This window comes from Cytobacillus sp. S13-E01, from assembly GCF_029193815.1.
GTDB lineage: Bacteria > Bacillota > Bacilli > Bacillales > Bacillaceae_L > Bacillus_BV.
Window position 1 is genome coordinate 13,698 of record NZ_JARFVC010000008.1, and the last position, 18,399, is coordinate 32,096.

20 protein-coding genes are annotated in these 18,399 nt (G+C 38.6%); 2 read left to right on the forward strand and 18 right to left on the reverse strand.

Features of this window, described 5'->3' with window-relative positions; all coding sequences use genetic code 11:
* Positions 1-93: 93 nt before the first annotated feature.
* The 16 genes from PY093_RS07560 to PY093_RS07635 form a co-directional block, all read right to left on the reverse strand.
* Positions 94-939 carry a DUF1028 domain-containing protein gene (locus tag PY093_RS07560; RefSeq protein WP_275645277.1) on the reverse strand — a complete coding sequence of 282 codons (846 nt, stop codon included), beginning with the start codon at positions 937-939 and terminating at the stop codon, positions 94-96.
* A gap of 232 nt (positions 940-1,171) precedes the next feature.
* Complete coding sequence (pcp, locus tag PY093_RS07565) at positions 1,172-1,774, reverse strand: pyroglutamyl-peptidase I (RefSeq protein WP_275645278.1); 603 nt, start codon at positions 1,772-1,774, stop codon at positions 1,172-1,174.
* 64 nt (positions 1,775-1,838) lie between these two features.
* Positions 1,839-2,366 carry a chromate transporter gene (locus PY093_RS07570; RefSeq protein ID WP_275645279.1) on the reverse strand — a complete coding sequence of 176 codons (528 nt, stop codon included), beginning with the start codon at positions 2,364-2,366 and terminating at the stop codon, positions 1,839-1,841.
* A complete protein-coding gene (locus PY093_RS07575) occupies positions 2,363-2,917 on the reverse strand; it encodes a chromate transporter (RefSeq protein WP_275645280.1) in 555 nt (184 codons plus the stop codon). The genes PY093_RS07570 and PY093_RS07575 overlap by 4 nt, the downstream gene beginning before the upstream one ends.
* A 202-nt stretch (positions 2,918-3,119) precedes the next feature.
* Positions 3,120-3,650 (reverse strand): chromate transporter, encoded by a 531-nt coding sequence (locus tag PY093_RS07580; protein WP_275645281.1) that lies wholly within the window; start codon positions 3,648-3,650, stop codon positions 3,120-3,122.
* Positions 3,647-4,222: a chromate transporter gene (locus tag PY093_RS07585; RefSeq protein WP_275645282.1), complete on the reverse strand. Its 576-nt coding sequence runs from the start codon at positions 4,220-4,222 to the stop codon at positions 3,647-3,649. Before PY093_RS07585 ends, PY093_RS07580 begins: the two co-directional genes overlap by 4 nt.
* 48 nt (positions 4,223-4,270) lie before the next feature.
* Positions 4,271-5,881 carry a gamma-glutamyltransferase gene (gene ggt, locus PY093_RS07590; protein WP_275645283.1) on the reverse strand — a complete coding sequence of 537 codons (1,611 nt, stop codon included), beginning with the start codon at positions 5,879-5,881 and terminating at the stop codon, positions 4,271-4,273.
* 159 nt (positions 5,882-6,040) lie between these two features.
* On the reverse strand, positions 6,041-7,564 hold the full coding sequence (locus tag PY093_RS07595; protein ID WP_275645284.1) for a tripartite tricarboxylate transporter permease: 1,524 nt from the start codon (positions 7,562-7,564) through the stop codon (positions 6,041-6,043).
* Positions 7,565-7,582: 18 nt separating this feature from the next.
* The gene (locus PY093_RS07600) at positions 7,583-8,056 is read right to left on the reverse strand and encodes a tripartite tricarboxylate transporter TctB family protein (protein ID WP_275645285.1); all 474 of its coding nucleotides are present in this window, start codon (positions 8,054-8,056) and stop codon (positions 7,583-7,585) included.
* A gap of 19 nt (positions 8,057-8,075) precedes the next feature.
* Positions 8,076-9,080: a tripartite tricarboxylate transporter substrate binding protein gene (locus PY093_RS07605; protein ID WP_275645286.1), complete on the reverse strand. Its 1,005-nt coding sequence runs from the start codon at positions 9,078-9,080 to the stop codon at positions 8,076-8,078.
* 283 nt (positions 9,081-9,363) lie between these two features.
* Positions 9,364-10,356 carry an ABC transporter ATP-binding protein gene (locus PY093_RS07610; protein ID WP_275645287.1) on the reverse strand — a complete coding sequence of 331 codons (993 nt, stop codon included), beginning with the start codon at positions 10,354-10,356 and terminating at the stop codon, positions 9,364-9,366.
* Positions 10,313-11,359: an ABC transporter ATP-binding protein gene (locus tag PY093_RS07615; RefSeq protein WP_481769287.1), complete on the reverse strand. Its 1,047-nt coding sequence runs from the start codon at positions 11,357-11,359 to the stop codon at positions 10,313-10,315. The genes PY093_RS07610 and PY093_RS07615 overlap by 44 nt, the downstream gene beginning before the upstream one ends.
* Before the next feature lie 5 nt (positions 11,360-11,364).
* The gene (locus PY093_RS07620; protein WP_275645289.1) at positions 11,365-12,027 is read right to left on the reverse strand and encodes a DUF1028 domain-containing protein; all 663 of its coding nucleotides are present in this window, start codon (positions 12,025-12,027) and stop codon (positions 11,365-11,367) included.
* Between the two features lie 12 nt (positions 12,028-12,039).
* Positions 12,040-12,873, reverse strand: a complete 834-nt coding sequence (locus tag PY093_RS07625; RefSeq protein ID WP_275645406.1) for an ABC transporter permease — start codon at positions 12,871-12,873, stop codon at positions 12,040-12,042.
* A gap of 65 nt (positions 12,874-12,938) precedes the next feature.
* On the reverse strand, positions 12,939-13,895 hold the full coding sequence (locus PY093_RS07630; protein WP_275645290.1) for an ABC transporter permease: 957 nt from the start codon (positions 13,893-13,895) through the stop codon (positions 12,939-12,941).
* A gap of 168 nt (positions 13,896-14,063) precedes the next feature.
* Positions 14,064-15,644, reverse strand: coding sequence for an ABC transporter substrate-binding protein (locus PY093_RS07635; RefSeq protein ID WP_275645291.1), 1,581 nt, complete (start codon positions 15,642-15,644; stop codon positions 14,064-14,066).
* Positions 15,645-15,974: 330 nt separating this feature from the next.
* On the opposite strand from PY093_RS07635, the gene PY093_RS07640 reads away from it, so the two are divergent.
* Positions 15,975-16,424 carry an Lrp/AsnC family transcriptional regulator gene (locus PY093_RS07640; RefSeq protein ID WP_275645292.1) on the forward strand — a complete coding sequence of 150 codons (450 nt, stop codon included), beginning with the start codon at positions 15,975-15,977 and terminating at the stop codon, positions 16,422-16,424.
* 110 nt (positions 16,425-16,534) lie between these two features.
* Here the strand turns inward: PY093_RS07640 and PY093_RS07645 are convergent, their stop codons facing one another.
* Entirely contained in the window at positions 16,535-16,684 is a 150-nt protein-coding gene (locus PY093_RS07645) for a hypothetical protein (protein ID WP_275645293.1), read from the reverse strand.
* 172 nt (positions 16,685-16,856) lie between these two features.
* The gene (gene spoIIQ, locus PY093_RS07650) at positions 16,857-17,726 is read right to left on the reverse strand and encodes a stage II sporulation protein SpoIIQ (protein ID WP_275645407.1); all 870 of its coding nucleotides are present in this window, start codon (positions 17,724-17,726) and stop codon (positions 16,857-16,859) included.
* Positions 17,727-17,880: 154 nt separating this feature from the next.
* On the opposite strand from spoIIQ, the gene PY093_RS07655 reads away from it, so the two are divergent.
* A complete protein-coding gene (locus PY093_RS07655) occupies positions 17,881-18,321 on the forward strand; it encodes a VanZ family protein (RefSeq protein WP_275645294.1) in 441 nt (146 codons plus the stop codon).
* Positions 18,322-18,399 lie beyond the last annotated feature (78 nt).

An 18,399-nucleotide genomic window follows, 5' to 3' on the forward strand; every position in this document is an offset into this window, starting at 1 on the left:
GGAGCTAGACACTAAAAATGTGTTCAAATTTTATACTTTTTTATCTTTTAAAAAAACAGGTAATCCAATATGAATTTACCTGCTTGATACGTTTTACCTATTTTGTTTCATATACTCCAATATCTCGCGATCAATTTTACCTTTGTCTTGTTCGCGGGCTTCAAAGTTTTCTGTATGGATATACGTTGTTAATGCGTCATAAAGTTTACCGTCAGAACCATCAAATTCTTTTAAGTAACCATGTCTTTCAAGCTCCAAAATCAATTCTTCTTTGACACCACCTGTGATCTCTAAAATATTTTCTAGTTTGGTTGGTGCAAAATAGAGCTGCTGGAGATTATAGATTCTGATAAGTTCTTTAATTGGATCTGGATGTTCATCAACTCGTAAATCGATATAACGATCATTAAAGCCACCATAGCCACCTTGTTCTTTTACGACTAGTAAGGCTGCTGATTGCATTCCTCGACTGTCTCCACCAGCATCTTGTCCAGCATCCAATGCTTTCAATAATCGTTTGGCAAGGGTTCCACTAGTTTCTAAGAAAGTACGTCCCATTGCTTGTACTGTTTCTTCACTTACTAAAATATTTCCTTGCGCAGCGAAGTAGTCCCCTGTAATACCACCAGCCCAGTCATAGCATTTTTCGCCAGTGAAGGTAGCAACATTCCCGTTGGCATCGACGATTCCAGCTTGTCTAAATTCTTTTTGTTCATCCTCAGAAGTTAGCGCATCTAATGTTTCTTGTGCTGTTTTCCCTGTAGCCATAAGCTCAAGTCCTTTAGGACCGTATGAAGTGTTGGCATAGGATTGCGTAGCGATAGCACCAACACCCGCTTTAGCCCATGGAACGACTGAACCTACACCGAGAAACTTTGATTGTACGGCAATACCTAATTCCTTTGTTTCTGGATCAAATCCTACAATTGAAAATGTCATTTTGGTGGTCTCCTTTTGATTTATTTGGTTTTCTTTTAAAAAAGCACGTTACTTCATGCTGCAATTTCCAATTAACAGGAAATACTCGTCTATTTTGTGGAAATACTCGTCTACATCTTGGAAATACTCGTCTACTTCCAAAAATACTCGTCCATTTTACGAAAATACTCGTCTAATTCAAAATATATATCTAATGAGCAAGCCCCGTGCATAAACAAACTACCAACACTACCTACCCCAAAACCTCAATCATCGCCACCACTGCATTTTCCAAGTCACTTCCTGACCAACTCGGTAATTTCGGATGGGCAATCGCAAGCTCGTGTGATGCGGGGATATGGACAAAGCCAGCGCATACGTCTAGGCCATCTTGCGCAACCTTATGTAAAACAGCGTACATGACATTATTACAAAGATATGTTCCAGCTGTATTAGAAATCGTAGCTGGCAGTCCTTTTTCTACTAAAACATCGACAAAGCGACGAATTGGCAGTGTTGAGAAATACCCCGCTGGACCTTCTTCTTCAATTGGCGAATCCTGAAGCTTTACACCACGATTATCTTCGGCGCCATCACGACAATTAATTGCAATTCGTTCTGGTGTTATTTTTGATCGACCTGCTGCCAAACCTAGTGAAAGCACCGCATCAGGTTTCACTTCATTAAAATGCTCTAAGCACTGTTTTGCTGATTCCGAAAAATCAACTGGTAAAATTCTTCCAACCACTACATACTCACCTATGGTTTTTCCATCTAGCGCCCTAACAATTTCATCTGTTGGATTAATCGGGAAGCCCAAGAATGGCTCAAAACCTGTTAACAATAATTTTTTCATATCCTGCTCACCTTTTCCGATTCAATAGAGGGGTCAGACCATATAAGTTTGACCCCAAATTATTTTACAAAAACAAAGCCCCATACCCTAGCGCACCAACAATCACATATGCCGGATGAACCTTCCATTTTTCCATCAATAAAAAGCTTGCTACAATTAAAAACAGTGTTTGCCCTGTTCCTGTGTCTTCATATGATGTTAAAAAGAAACGAATGGACATCAATCCTAATAAGACTGCAATTGTTGGGCGGATGTAATTTGTCATTTTCTTTACTTTAGGTGAATCCTTAAATTTGTAAAGTAACCCTAGTAAACCAATCATTAAAATAAGCGATGGTGCAACGGTTGCAAAGACAGCAATACCTGCTCCTACTACTCCTGCTTGCTCGAATCCAATATATCCAGCCATCTTTGTTGAGATAGGACCAGGCAATGCATTTCCTAGGGCAAGCACCTCACTAAATTCACTAACTGTTAGCCATTCATAATTATGAACGACTTCATTTTCAACTAAAGGTATTGAAGCTGGACCACCACCATAGCCTAAGATGCCCGGAATAAAGAAGGCAAGAAAAAGCTGCCAGTAAATCATGATGATGCCCCACCTTCTTCTTTATCACGTGTGAATAGAGCAGCCCCTAGTAAAATCGTAATTAAAATACCAGGGTGCAATCCGAATAATTCTAATAATACCAAGCTTAACACGCCTAATCCTGCGGTTCTAACCCAACCCATCCCTTTTTTTGCTCCATCAAAAAATTGCCAAGTCAATACTGCAAGCATCACACCAACTACAGGCACAACGGCTTTCGTCATTCCCGCTACCCATGGTTGGTCTTTAAAGGAGGTCAAAGAAGTTAATATGATAATCATTAAAATTATCGTGGGAACAATGGTCGCGATAATTGCATTGATCATACCCCATATTCCTGCAACACGATAGCCGATATAGCCTGCCATCTTTGTTGCAATTGGTCCTGGTAATGTATTTCCAAGTGCTAGCACATCCGCAAATTCATCGGTGTCCATCCATTTATACGTAGCAACCACTTCTTTATGAACGAGTGGGATGGAAGATGGACCTCCGCCATAGCCTAACAGTCCTACTTTTAAAAAAGCTAAAAATAAATGCCAATGTTTCATAGCTGTCCTTTCCCGAAGAAGTTTTACCTATCTCAATTAATAAAATCATACGTTCAATTCGAGATAAGCAAGTTATTTGTATAGTATGTCTTTTTGCTAACTTTCAAACATACACATGCAAACGTTCTCCTGTGGAAAAGGTATACACTCAAGCACTAATAGAGTTAAGGCCAGAACCATCATGGCTCTGACCTAACAATTTTTAAGCTAAAAAGATTGCCCCATACCCAAGAGCACCAATGATAACGTATGCTGGATGAACCTTAAGTTTTTCAAGTAAGACATAACTCACTACAATTAAAATGAGCGTTTGCACGACGCCAGCATCCACATAGGCTGTAGCGAAAAAACCAAATGTCATGACACCAAGTAATAACGCAATGGTTGGGCGTACATAGTTCGTCATTCTTTTTACTTTTGGGGAATCTTTAAATTTATATAACAATCCAAGTAGTGCGATCATTAAAATGAGTGAAGGAGCAACAGTTGCAAAGATCCCAACAACCGCTCCTAAAATACCACCCTGTTGAAAGCCGATATAGCCCGCCATTTTTGTCGCAATCGGACCTGGTAGGGCATTTCCGATCGCTAGCACCTCACTAAATTCGGAAGTGCTTAGCCAGCCGTAACGTTCAACTACTTCATTTTCAACCAACGGAATCGATGCAGGTCCACCACCATATCCGAGGATACCCGGAATGAAAAAGGCTAGGAAAATATACCAATAAATCACATTCCTACACCCCTTTCAACATTTTGATGTGTATCCACATCTTTGTCTTTCTTCAATAAAGCAAACAATAGTAACGACGCAATTAATATCGCTGGGTGAATTCCTATAAGCTCCATTAAGACAAAACTCGCTACGATGACGACAGATGCGTTCACCCAACCTAACGTTTCTTTCGACTTTTTAAAGAAGTCCCATGTTAAAGTTGCTAACATCACGCCAACAACTGGAACGACAGCTTTTGTCATTCCCATAACCCAGGGTTGATCTTTAAAAGAAGCTAAAGATGTTAGTAAAACAATCATTAAGACGATTGTCGGGATAATTGTCGCCAATACGGCAGTTATCGTCCCTAGAATACCCGCCACTCTATAACCAATATAGCCCGCCATTTTTGTCGCAATTGGTCCTGGAAGTGTATTTCCTAGCGCTAAAACATCGGAAAATTCATCGTCATTCATCCACTTATATTTATCAACGACCTCTTTATGAACGAGGGGAATAGATGAAGGACCTCCACCATAACCTAACATCCCAACTCGAAAAAACGCTAAAAACAAATTAAGTTGTTTCAAATTGATCAACCCTTTACATTTGGTGTGAATCTAGGAGTATTGAAAAAATTACCAAGCAGCAACCGCACCATCTGTTCTAGATTCCGTACCACCCGCTAATACACCTGTTTTTGGATCGCGCCAAATGATTTGTCCACGCCCGAAGCCACCACCATCTAAAGCGACTTGAATTTGATGACCTTTACGAGCAAGCGCTTGTGCAATATGTGCTGGGAAGCTTGGTTCAACAAGTACTTTTTTACCTTCCATCCACTGCCATCTTGCTGCATCAAGTGCCGCCTGCGGATTTAGGTTGAAATCAACTGTATTCATAACGACTTGAGCGTGTCCTTGTGGCTGCATATATCCACCCATTACACCAAATGGCCCAACCGCTTCGTTGTCCTTCGTTAAAAATCCAGGGATAATGGTATGATATGTCTTTTTACCTGGTTCTAACGCATTTTCATGAGTCGGATCTAATGAGAAATCATGACCACGGTTTTGGAGTCCAATTCCTGTTCCAGGGATAACAATTCCTGATCCAAAGCCCATGTAATTACTTTGGATAAATGAAACCATATTACCTTCACCATCAGCAGTTGCAAGGTACACTGTTCCACCACTTGGAGGTGTGCCTGGTTCAGGAGTTAGAGCAACATCTCCGATTAAATTACGTCTTGTTTGGGCAAATTCCTCTGAAAGAAGCTGCTCAGAGCTAACAGACATCTTCTCTGGATCTGTTACATATTTCTTCCCATCTGCAAATGCTAGCTTCATAGTTTCGATTTGTTTATGATATGTTTCTACAGATTCCTTCTCAGTGAGCTCATAACCCTTCATCATATTAAGAGCCATTAACGCAACAATCCCTTGGCCATTTGGTGGAATCTCCCAAACATCATAACCACGGTAGTTAACCTTGATTGGTTGTACCCACTCTGGTTTATAATCTGCTAAATCTTCTTTAGAGATAAATCCACCATGTTCTTTTGAAAATTGATCAATTTTGTTAGCTAATTCACCACGGTAAAAGCTTTCTGCATTTGTTTCTGCAATTGAACGTAATGTATCAGCATGCCCTTGTGACTTCCAAACGTCACCAACTTGTGGTGCTTTACCTTCTTTAGCAAACGTATCAAACCAAGGTTTGTATTCATCAGTCGTAAACATTTCTTTGAACTTTTCGTAAGCTGCATTCCAATATTTCGCTAGCACTGGTGAAAGAGGATACCCCATTTCTGCATAGTCAATTGCAGGTTGTAAAACTTCAGTTAAAGGCAGTTTACCAAATCTTCTTGATAGCTCTGCCCATGCACCTGGCACACCTGGAACTGTAACTGGGATTAACCCAAAAGTAGGCATAGACTCATGTCCTTTTTCTTTGACCGCATCAATTGAAATGCTTTTTGGAGCAGGGCCACTTCCATTTAACCCGTGCAATTCTCCCTTTGTCCAAACAAGCGCAAAAGCATCTCCACCAATACCATTTGACGTAGGCTCAACAACAGTCAAACATGCCGCCGTCGCAATCGCCGCATCAATTGCATTCCCACCCTTTTTCAAAATATCTAATCCAGCTTGTGCTGCAAGTGGCTGAGACGTAGCGACCATACCATTTTTCGCAAATGTCGTTGTTCTTTGTGATGCATATGGATGATTTAAATAATCGAAATTCATGTAGTACACTCCTCTAAGTAGACTTGGAATATTAACCCTAAGTTTCCGTTTGTTAGTTTATCTAATTCATATACTTTACAAACGGAACTAACAAACTAGTAAATTGATTATAAAGTAAAATCCAATGAAACTCTATATTCTTTCTAAAAAATATAGGAATTAATTTTTTATACTGTTATCTTCATTACTTTCCATAGCTAATCTTCTACCTTCTCGAATCTCTGATACTACTGCATAAATAATTGATAAAATTGTTAAGGTTAGTAGCACACCTGAAATAGGCCTTGTAAAAAATAGTGATAAATCTGCATCAGTTGAAACAGCTCTTCTCAAATTGACCTCTGTTAATGGCCCTAAAATAACGCCTAACACAAAGGCCGCTAAAGAAAAATTAAACTTTTTCAGCAAGTAACCGACTACTCCGAATATTAAAAGGATCCAAATATCAAATACGCGATTGTTAATAGCAAAACTTCCTAATGCACACAGTATAAATACGACAGGAAGTAGATAGTGCATTGGTACATCCGTAATTTTTAAGAACAATCTAATTCCAAATGCTTGTATAAGAAGCATGAAAATAGCAGATATAAAAAATGCTAAGAAAATTCCATATGCTAAGACAGGCTCTGAGATTAAAAAGTAAGGTCCTGGCTGAATACCATGTACTAATAATGCTCCCATCATCATAACGGTAACAGCACTACCTGGAATTCCTAACGCTAATGTCGGAATTAAGGCACCACCCTCTGAAGAGTTATTAGCAGTTTCTGCGGCAATAATCCCATCCTTTGTGCCTGTTCCAAACTTACCTGGATTCTTTGATACTTTTTTTGCGATATCATAACTAAGAATATTCGCAATACTTGATCCTGCACCAGGTAGAGCACCAACCACTGTTCCAATAATAGAAGATCTCACAACATTTATCCAAGAAGATGCAAGGTCTTTAACTACTTTTCTTATTGGATAATGGAGACTGATATCTTTATTGATTGTAATTTTCTCATTAGGCTTTTTCTTCACCTCAGAAAGTAGCTGTGAAAAGGCAAAAATTCCGATTAGGACTGGTAAGTAACTAATTCCAGCTAATAAGTCTGTTGAGCCAAATGTAAAACGTTCCGTTCCTAAAACTGGATCTAATCCAATTGTTCCTATAAACATCCCTAAAAGACCTGCAATAAGTCCTTTAATAAGATTTCCGCTACCTAAGCTTGCAATGGCACTTAAGCCAAATACCATTAAACTAAAAAATTCCCATGGTCCAAATTTAATCGCCCATGCTGATAATAATGGAGCTGCTAAAACTAAGATAATTCCACCTATTAGTGATCCAACAAACGATGACCATAAACCAATGGATAACGCTCTTCCAGGTTCACCGTTTTTAACCATTGGGAATCCATCAAAGGTTGTGGCCATTGCCGATGGAGTACCTGGTATACCTAATAAACAAGCAGAGATCAAACCACCTGAAGCCCCGCCCAACCAAACACCCATCATCAAGGAAATACCTTGTAAAGGTTCAAGCGAAAAACTAAAGGGTAGTGTTAATGCGACTGCCATCGTTATTGTAAATCCAGGAATACAGCCAAAGATGATCCCAGCTATTACACCCACGACCATTAACAACAATGTATCCCATTGTAAAATTGCCTGTATACTCATTACTAAATTTTCCATGGTCCCACTCCTTTCTGTTTAGAAAAATACACCTCTAGGTAAGAATACTTGAAGAACGGTTTGAAAAAACATGGATATTCCCACTGAAACAACCAGTAACCCACCGATAGCAACAAGGTGTTGTTTTAAAGGTCTTTTTTCCCTCACGATTAAAAGGTAAACCACGGACATGAATAAAAATGAAGAAGTGATAAAACCAATGACTTGAATTAAAATGACATATACACCAAAGAGGGCGAAAAGGATCCAAACGATCCACCCTCTTTTTTCTTGTACCTCTGATTCTTTTTGTGCTTCTACTATTTTTTGTGGAACAAAAAACGATTTAATCAACATCACAACAGAGAGTATGGCAATAATACTTAGTATTACTCTTGGAAAAAATGCCGCTGTTATCCCAGTTAAATCTTTAGTTTGAAACAGTGTTGTTTGATAGTAAAAGAAGCCGCAAAATACAAGTAATCCAATACTTACTATTCTATTATTTGCCATACAGTACACTCCTCAAATCTTATTCAATAATTCCCTGACGTTTCAGCATTCCTTCTAAATATGCTACGTCATCTTCTAGATACTTTGTATAATCTTCCGTACCCATATAGTTCACGTTAACGCCCATATCTTCCATTTCTTTAATATAATCAGGATTTTCTGCAACCTTCTTCATTGCATCGTTCATTGCTTTTACGATTTCTTTAGGCGTACCTTTTGGGAAGAAGTAACCACGGTTTGTTGCATTTACAAAATCAATTCCTTGTTCCTTTAATGTAGGAACATCTGGTAAAGCAGGATTTCTCTCTGCAGAAGCAATTGCTAACATTTTCAATTGACCAGCTTTTAAATATTCTTTTGCTGCCGGGATTGTTGTTGAACCAAGGTTAAGATGGTTACCTAGTAGTGCTTGAGTACGTTCTGCTGTGCCTTCATAACTAACAATATTGAATTTCACATCTGATTTATCCATAATCCCTAGTGGAACAATATGAGTTGTTGAACCAATTGTCGCTCCGAAGCTGATTGACTCTGGATTTTCTTTTAGTTCATTTACAACGTCTGTAATACTTTCCCACTCGTTATCAACGTGCGTTGCAATTAACTGATTTGCTGTTGTCATTAATGCTACTGGTTCAAATTCAAAATAAGAAAAGTCCGTTTTCCCCATTAAATTAGAGACTGCGATTGAATCATGTCCCGCAAACAATGTATACCCATCAGGCTCTGTAGCTAGTGCTTCCTGAGCTCCAACAGCTCCACCAGCTCCACCGATATTTGTAACAATAATTTTTTGTCCCAATTCTTCTTCTAAGTATTTGTTCGTAATCCGTGCAATAACATCAGAGTCTCCTCCTGCTGCCCATGGAACAATTAACTTAATTGTCTTCTCTGGATAACTACTCTCACTCTCACCTTCACCTGAACTGCCTGCACTATTTGATCCACACGCTGATAGCAGTAGAGCAAGGATCGTCATTACTACCATTATAAGACTACTTTTTCTTCCTAATATGTTTTTCACGTTTTGTTTCCCCCTTTTAAAATCATCAAGTAATTACAATCAATAAGCTTATTCATAACAAATGTAACTTATTAATTTGAATCACTTTCGTTTGTTATATTTTTTAGTATATATGCTTTCCTTTTGTATGTCCACCGAATTATTAGAATTTTATAGATTTACCAAATCTTTTGTTTAATTAACATTAAATCTGTGCCTAGTTCTACGCTAAATACACCCTTACTCACGGAGTAAGGGTGTATGGTGGCCTATATTTCAAATGTAAGGAGAAAACCGTTAAAGGCTAAACATGATGACAAGCAACAAAATGCCCTGCACTCATTTCTGTAAACACTGGCTCAACCTCACGACATTTATCAGTGGCGATTGGACATCTTGTATGGAAGCGACAGCCACTTGGTACGTTTAGTGGACTTGGTACGTCACCAGTTAGGATGATTCGCTCACGTTTAGCTTCCTCTTTGGTTGAAGGAATCGCTGATAAAAGCGCGCGAGTATAGGGATGTAATGGATCAGCATACATGTCCATTTTATCTGCAAGCTCAACTATTTTCCCTAGGTACATAACAGCAACACGGTCACTTACATGCTTTACGACACTTAAGTCATGGGAAATGAACAGGTATGTTAAATGATGTTCTTTCTTCAAGCGCTGTAGTAAGTTTAGAATTTGTGATTGGACGGAAACATCTAGTGCTGAAACCGCCTCATCACAAACGATAAGTTTCGGGTTTACACAAAGTGCTCTTGCAATACCGACACGTTGACGCTGTCCACCTGAAAATTCATGCGGAAAACGGTAATAATATTCTTCTGATAATCCCACTTCTTTTAAAAGGTTACAAACGTAGTCAAATTCTTCCTTCTTAGGAACAATTTTATGTGTTTGGACGATTTCCGAAAGCATGGCACCAACTGTCATCCTTGGATTTAATGAACTATAAGGATCTTGAAAGATAATTTGTAAATCTTTTCGCTTTTCTCTCATATCACGTTTAGAAATCGATGTGATATCTGAGCCTTCAAACACAATCGAACCTGAGCTCGGTTCATGTAGTCTAAGGATTGCTCTTCCCATTGTTGACTTTCCACAACCTGATTCACCAACGATTCCTAAGGTTTCTCCCTTTTTAAGTGAAAAAGAGATCCCATCAAGTGCCCGTACAACCTGCTTGTCTTTATTAAAAAGACCTGAGTCTCCGACAGGAAAATGCTTAGTTAACTCACTTATTTCAAGAAGATTTTGAGGCTGCGATTTCTCGGCTAATTGACTCATTTAGCTCTCCCTCCTTCTCTGCAATCCAGCTGTCTGTATATTTCCAACAGCTTACCAAATGGTTACTGTCTTCTTCACTCACTAGTGGTGGCGCATTGTCTACACACATCTCTTGTGCAAATGGACAACGATCAACAAATCGACAGCCTGTTGGCATCTTGTCAGGACTTGGTACGGATCCTTTAATAACAAAAAGCTCTTCGCGTTCTTCTTCATCATCTACATCTGGAATACATTGAAGCAAGCCTTGTGTATAGGGATGTTTAGGGTTGCTAAAAATTGCTTTGCGGTCACCATATTCAACTGCTTTTCCTGCATACATAACAAGTACTGTGTCTGCCATTTCATAAACAACAGCTAGATCATGGGTAATCATGATGATTCCCATTTCAAACTCTTTTTGTAGATTCTTCATTAAATCTAGAATCTGCGCTTGAATCGTTACATCTAGTGCTGTTGTTGGTTCATCGGCAATTAGCAGTTCAGGGTTACAGCTTAACGCGATTGCAATCATCACACGTTGGCGCATTCCACCACTTAGTTCATGAGGATATGCGTCGACACGTTTCTCAGGTGACGGGATTCCAACAAGTTTCAACATATCAATTGCTTTTACACGTGCTTCCTTTTTACCAACCTGTTCGTGAATCATAATTGATTCTGAAATTTGTTTTCCTACCGTTTGAACCGGATTGAGTGAGGTCATTGGCTCTTGAAAAATCATTGAAAGCTGTTTTCCACGTATTTTACTCATTTGCTTCATCGTCTTGGTAGCTAGGTTTTCTCCTTTTAACAGGACTTCCCCTTCAAGTTCACCGGTCTTTGGAAGTAATCCCATAACAGAAAGTGACGTCATACTTTTGCCACAGCCAGATTCACCAACAATACAAAGAGTCTTTCCTTTTTCAACCTTAAACGAAAGGCCCGCTACGATATTCGTTGTTTTCTTTTTCGCTTTAAAACTAACACGTAAGTCTTTTACTTCTAGTAGAGGTTGTGACATTGACATTATGAGTCCCCCTTTCTTTTTAAAAGATTATGAGTATATGGAAATAAATCTGTCTCGCAAACTTTGTATACTCTGAATAATTCTGTAACTGGATCTGTATGTTCATCGACACGGATATCGACTAATGGATAGTCTTCTTCATAAACAACATAGAGGGCGGCAGATTGTTTGCCGCGCTTGTCACCACCTGCTTCTTGACCACTTTTCAAGGTTGCTAGAAGCCGCTCTGGAAATGATTCATTCTCAAATGCTTCATAGGTATCAAACATTGTTTGTAAGACTTCGGGTCCTGTTAACATGTTTCCTGCTACGACAAACTGAGAACCTCGTAAATGTCCCTGCCAGGGCACTGTATTAACTCCTGTAAAAGCGGCTGTTTCTCCATTTATATCGACGATTGCAAACTGTCTTCTATCTGAGTCTGAATCTGATTCTAGTAATTTATCCTTTACTTGATTCGCTGATAGACCGCTTTGTAATAGTCGTAACCCGTCAATTCCATAGTAAGGATTTACAAGCGCTTGGGTTGCAATTGCCCCTACCCCAGCTCTTACATAAGGCACTAGGGAACCAACCGCTGGACGTGCCGTTGAAACAGCAACCCCTAGCATTCCGGTCTTTTTACACCTTGCTGTAATAGAAAAAGTAGTTAATTCTACCACCTGTAATCCCTCCTATTTAAGTTTCGGGTCTAACGCATCACGTAATCCATCACCGAATAAGTTGATTGATAACACCGTTAAAAAGATGAATAAGCCTGGGAATAAGGAAATCCATGGTGCATCAGCTAAATAGCCTTGGCCCATCGCTAACATTGAGCCCCAACTTGGTGTTGGCGGTTGTGTCCCTAAGCCCAAATAACTTAATGAAGCTTCAGCGATAATCGCTGCTGCAATTGACAATGTTGCTTGCACAAGAATTGGCGGCAAGCAGTTCGGGAAGATATGACGAAACATAATCACTAAATCATTAATTCCTGAAGCCTTTGCAGCCGTAACATATTCTCTTTCACGTTGACTCAATACTTCCGCTCTCATCAGGCGGATAAAGTTCGGGGTAAAGATGATACCAATGGCAATCATCGCATTTTGCAAACCTGCTCCAAGTACGGCAGCAAGTGATAACGCCAAGACAAGTGGTGGGAATGATAGCAGTGCATCTGTGAATCTCATGACCACATACTCATCAAGGACACCTCGGTAATAGCCTGAAAAAAGACCAATTGGAATACCAAATAATAATGCAATACCTACAGAAATAATACCTGCTTGTAATGACACCTTCGCTCCGTAAATGACTCGACTTAAAATATCACGACCTAGATCATCTGTACCTAGCTTATTTTCAGCACTTGGAGCAGACAGAAATTTTCCATAGTCTTGCTCAATTGGATCATATGGAGCAAGTTGTGCGGAAAATAACGCCATAATTAGGAGTATAAGTGTAAAAATACCTCCTATTACAGCTAATTTATTTTGAAAAAAACGACCTGCCATTTGTTTGAACATTTTTACCTTTGGACTTTCATTAGGAATGGGCTTTACCTGGTCTGTTTTAGATTTAGCTAGTTCCATTATGACTGCCCCCCTGTTAATTTGATACGTGGATCTAAGATTGAGTAAAGAATATCAATTAGGAAGTTCGTTACAACAACGGCAATTGCCATAAAGAGTACCGCTCCTTGAACGACAGGGAAATCTCTTGTTAGAATCGCATCAACTACTAGTCTGCCAAGACCTGGTACAGCAAAGATTGTTTCTGTAATAACAGCACCGCCTAAGAAGGTTGCAAGCTGTAATCCACTTACCGTTACAACCGGGATTAACGCATTTTTAAGTGCGTGACCGATAACTACACCTTTTTCTAAAACACCCTTTGAATAGGCAGTACGAATGTAATCTGCCCCAAGGACCTCGAGCATACTTGAACGAAGCATTCTCGTAATCTCTGCAGACAAGCGAACTCCAACTGCAACTGCTGGCAACACCATTAGCAGCATACTCTTTTTAAAATCAACCCATGGTTCTATATAACCAGAAGGTGGGAACCAACCTAAGCTAATTGCAAATATAAAGATTAAGAGAATTCCAAGAAAAAACGGTGGAATTGAGACCCCTGATAAGGCAAAAGTCGTTCCGAAATAATCCCAAAACGTTCCTTTTCTTGTAGCGGAAATAATACCCGCAGGAATGGCGATAATTAATGCAATTGCAAATGACATGATGGTTAATTGGATTGTTACTGGTAATTTTTGAAGTAACACTGTAAGTACTGGTGTGTTGTCTTTTAATGAATTTCCGAAGTCACCTTGTATGATTCCACCTATCCAAGTTAGATACTGTACATACAATGGTTCATTAAGACCCATTTTTTCACGTAGTGCATTTAACGATTCTTCTGTAGCCTCTTGACCTAACATCATCCTTGCGGGATCTCCTGGTGTTAGATGGACTAAGGAAAAAATGATAATACTAACGATAAAAAGGATTACAACCATAAGGCCTAATCTACGTATTAGAAATCGAGCCATTCTTTTCCCCTCCATTTTGAAAAGCTTTGGGTGCCCGTATATCGACTTGCCTTATGACCTCGAACAGGTGGCACCCAGAGCTAGACATTGTACAAATTTTTGACTAACTTACTCTTCCTAGTAAATACATAGGCTTGGAGCCAATTCATCTCCAAGCCTACTGAATGATTATTTGAAAGTTACAGTATGGAAACGCATCATTTGGTCTGGGATGTGCTTATAGCCTTGAAGATAATTCTTATATGCTTTGTAATCTAGCTCATGATAGATAAAGATAAATGGTACTTCCTCTTTTCCTAATGCTTGAGCTTTTGTATAAATTTCTTTACGTGCAGCTTGATTTGTCTCTGTACGTGCTTGTACAAGTAGTTCATCCATTTGTGGGTTTGAGTAACCGTAGTTAATTGAACCCTCTGTATGGAATAAAGCGAAAATATTTCCATCTGGATCTGTTCTTCCACTCCACCCTAGTCGAACAGCGTCGAATTCAAAGTTGTCCATGTCATCAAGCATTGCTCCAAACTCGATTAATTCGATTTCAACTTTGATTCCAGCTTCTGCTGCCATGGATTGAATCATTTGCGCAATTTGTTCTTCAACTGGTTTTGGTGAAAGCTTTAATGTAAATGAGAATCCATCAGGGAATCCTGCATCTGCCATGATTTGTTTTGCTTTTTCAACATTACGTTCTGTTGGTTTAATGCTCTCATCATATGCCCATGTTCCTGGAGGCAGTGCTCCTGCAGCAGGTACACCAGCACCACGAAGCGCTACTTTGATAATTGCATCACGGTCAATTACTAAATCTAGTGCTTGACGTAGTGCTTTGTTATTGAAAGGCTCATTTTTATTGTTTAAGTATAGACCTTGGAAACCAAGTGCTCCTGCCTCAGATAATGTAATATTCGGGTCTGTTTTAAGCTTTTCGATATCTTTTGGTGGAACTTTATTAATAATGTCTAAGTCACCAGATAATAGATTTGTTAAACGAACATTCTCATCACCATATGGACGATAAACAATTTTCTCAAAATTAGGCTCTCCGCCCCAGTACTCTGCGTATTTCTCTACTTCTATTTTGTCTTGCTTCACACGGCTTACAAATTTGTAAGGACCTGTTCCTACAGGAGAATTCTTAAAGTCTTCCCCTTTTTCTTTAACCGCAGTTGGAGAAACCATCATCCCAGCACGGTCTGTTAATGCCGCCAAAAATGGGCTAAATGGTTGTGAAAGTGTTACCTTTAACGTAAATTCATTAACAACTTCTATAGTATCAACTAATGAAAGCTCTGAAGCACGAGGTGAACCACTAGCAGGATCCATCATTCTTTCGAAATTAAATTTAACCGCTTCTGCATTAAACGGAGTACCATCATGGAAGGTTACACCTTGTCTAAGTGTAAACGTATATATTTTCCCTTCGTCTGTGATATCCCACTTTTCAGCTAACATCGGTACGAAGTTTAGTTCCTCATCTACATCAATTAATTTGTCATAAATACTTTGATAAATTTGTCGATCCACTGCAGCTGTTGAAAAATGCGGATCCAATTGTGGTGGATCATCATCAAGTCCAGCTACTAATGTTGTTTTTGATGCTTGACTTTCAGTTGCTGTCGTTTCCTCTGTCTCTGTTTCTTCTTTTGCTGAACCATCATTAGATGAGGTGTTATTACTGCCGCTACATCCTGCAAGTAACAATAAAGCACCTACGAATAAAACAAAAAGAAATTTACTTTTATTACTCATATTATTATCCCCCTTATAATTTTTTGAACTGGAATATTTTTCATAAAGACGTAAAAAAGTATCTTTATACTTCTTTATGAAAGCGTTTCACTTGTTTTTATTCCTTTTTGTAATTTTCATAATTATAATACAAGACTTTTTAAAAATCTACTAATTATCTGAAAAAATTTTTAATTTTACTTTTTAACGCTTTAAAGCCCTTATATAAATGGCTATCTTATAACAAAACTTTTTTTAAAAAAACCCCCTAACAAAAAAATGATTTGAATCTTTCAATATAATTACGGTAAGATAGTTAATATTACATATTTTTGTAAAAGTGGTGAGGTATTGAAACTAGATGAAACAGATAAAAAAATCCTCCAATTGCTAACTGAAAATGGCAGGATGTCATATGTGGATATTGGTAAAGAACTGAGTCTTTCAAGAGTATCGATTCGGGAACGAGTCAATCATTTAATAGAAAATGGAATTATCGAGAAATTTTCAGTGGTGATTAATTCTGAAAAAGTGGGTAAAGGCGTGTCTGCGTTTTTCGAGGTGGATTGCGAGCCATCTTCATTAGTAAGGGTTGCTGAGGCCTTAGCAAATAACCCTCAGGTTGCGAGTTGCTATCAAATGACAGGTCCAAGTACATTACATATGCATGTTCTCGTTGAGGATTTTTCAAAGCTCGAACATTTTATTAATGAGGAATTGTATGCGTTAGAAGGCATCACAAGAGTTGAGAGTCATATCTTATTGCGTCGATTTAAGAGTAGAACCGGGCTGAAACTTTAAGATAAGCGCAGGGGCCAAAGGGCTAGACACTAAAACTAGGTGCAAACTTTTATACATTTATCTTTTTAAAAAAGACTTTACGGCGGAACTCACCATAAAGTCTTTTTTCTTTATTCCGGATAATTCGCGCTCTTTGTACCATTAACAGATGTTTGATCTAGTTGATGCTCTCTGTCACTATACTCGGGATATGCCGCATTGCCTTCATTTGTTTTCTTGAATTTATCTTTTTTATTGCCTTGGTTGTTTTTGGCCATCATCCTCATCCTTTCCTACTCGGTTATCTGTAGTTTGCTATAAATCCTGTCATTTTAAACACGAAAGCTCGCGGGCTTTTTGTGGTGTTTAGAACCCGCCCCTTGAAAGCATGAATACGGTGGTGATTGCACTGCGAAAAAAAAGCCTACCCACTAAGGATAGACTTCGTACTATTTATGCAGTTGCCATACCGATTGAAGCATCAGTGTTTTCATCTTCTTCTGATTTTTCTTCATCAGCAGGAGATTTTTCTGTGTCTTCGTCAGCTGCAGGTGTTTCTTCTTCAGCAGGTTGTTCTTCAGATACACTTTCATTTTCTTCTAAAGACGTTATTGGCTTTTCGAAGATTTCAAGTGGGTTCACTGCTATACCATTGTTTCGAACTTCAAAGTGCACATGTGTTTGTGCATCTTTGTTAAATAAATTTTTTCCAGCTTTTGCAATTACTTGACCTTGTTCAACAGCATCACCTTGTTTTACCACGACATCAGATAGTGATTGGTATACTGTTATCACACCTTCTGCGTGCTCAATTTCAACAATATTTCCAAATAAAGAATCTTCGGCGGCTCTGACTACTGTACCAGAAAGAGATGCTGTTACATCAAAGCTTTTGCCATCTTTCCCGACAATGTCGATACCTTTGTTTGGATAGTATGTGTTTTCATAAGATACAAGTGCTGCTTCTTGTTCTTCTTTACTTGCTTCTGTATCATAGAATTGCTTGTAGATCTCAACCGCGTCTTCATCAAGTACAGGCATCGCAAAGTTTTCAAGTGATGTGTTAACCGGAACTGCTGGTTCATTTTCATTCGTGGCTGTGCCTGGCAGATCTTCACTGTAATTATACTCTTCTTCTGCCAAATCCTTGCTACCACTACTTTGAAACCATAACACACCTGTCAGTATAATTGCTGCACTAGCCAAATAGATTGCTGGAAATACCCAACGCTTTTTGAAAAAACGTTGTAAACTTGAATTTTGAGAAGTACGTTTCTTTTCTTCCTCTCTCATTATCATCACCTCAGCAATCATTCTGAACATATCTAGCAAATTATATACATCCACTAAAAACTTTTTTTAGATTATTTTTCGACAAAATTAAAATACTATACATAAAAGTTAAAAAATGTCGTAAAAATAATTCATTTATGTTTTAATTTACTGATATACCGTTGGTTGGGGAGGGATTTTAAAATTGTTACTTCGTTTGTTGTACTACTGTATAAAAACAGCACCATTCGCCTATATGGCATTAATATGGATATTATCAAGCCTTCCACAAGATGCAGTAATTGACACACCTTACAGATGGGACAGACCATTTAAAGAATCACTCCATCTTATTGAATTTGGAATTCTATATGTCTTATTTGTTTTGTTTTTTGTAGTAGATGGCAAGCTTACGCGCAAAACAAATGTTATAGCTGCAGTGATTGCGATTTCCTATGGCTTTGGCGATGAACTTCATCAGTATTTCGTACCATATCGATCAGCTACTGTTAATGATTTGGTAAAGGATACAATTGGGGTGCTTGTCGGCTATATTGTAGTGAAGCGTTTTTACTTTTCTAATGAATCTACCAAATTGAAGGCTTTTTTAGAGGGTATACGTGTAAAAATAGGATCTACTAGGTGATTTTGGTGCTGGGGCATAGTCCTTGGCACTTTATTTATTGAACATTTTGACTGTTTATCCAAGTGTCTAGGAGCTAAA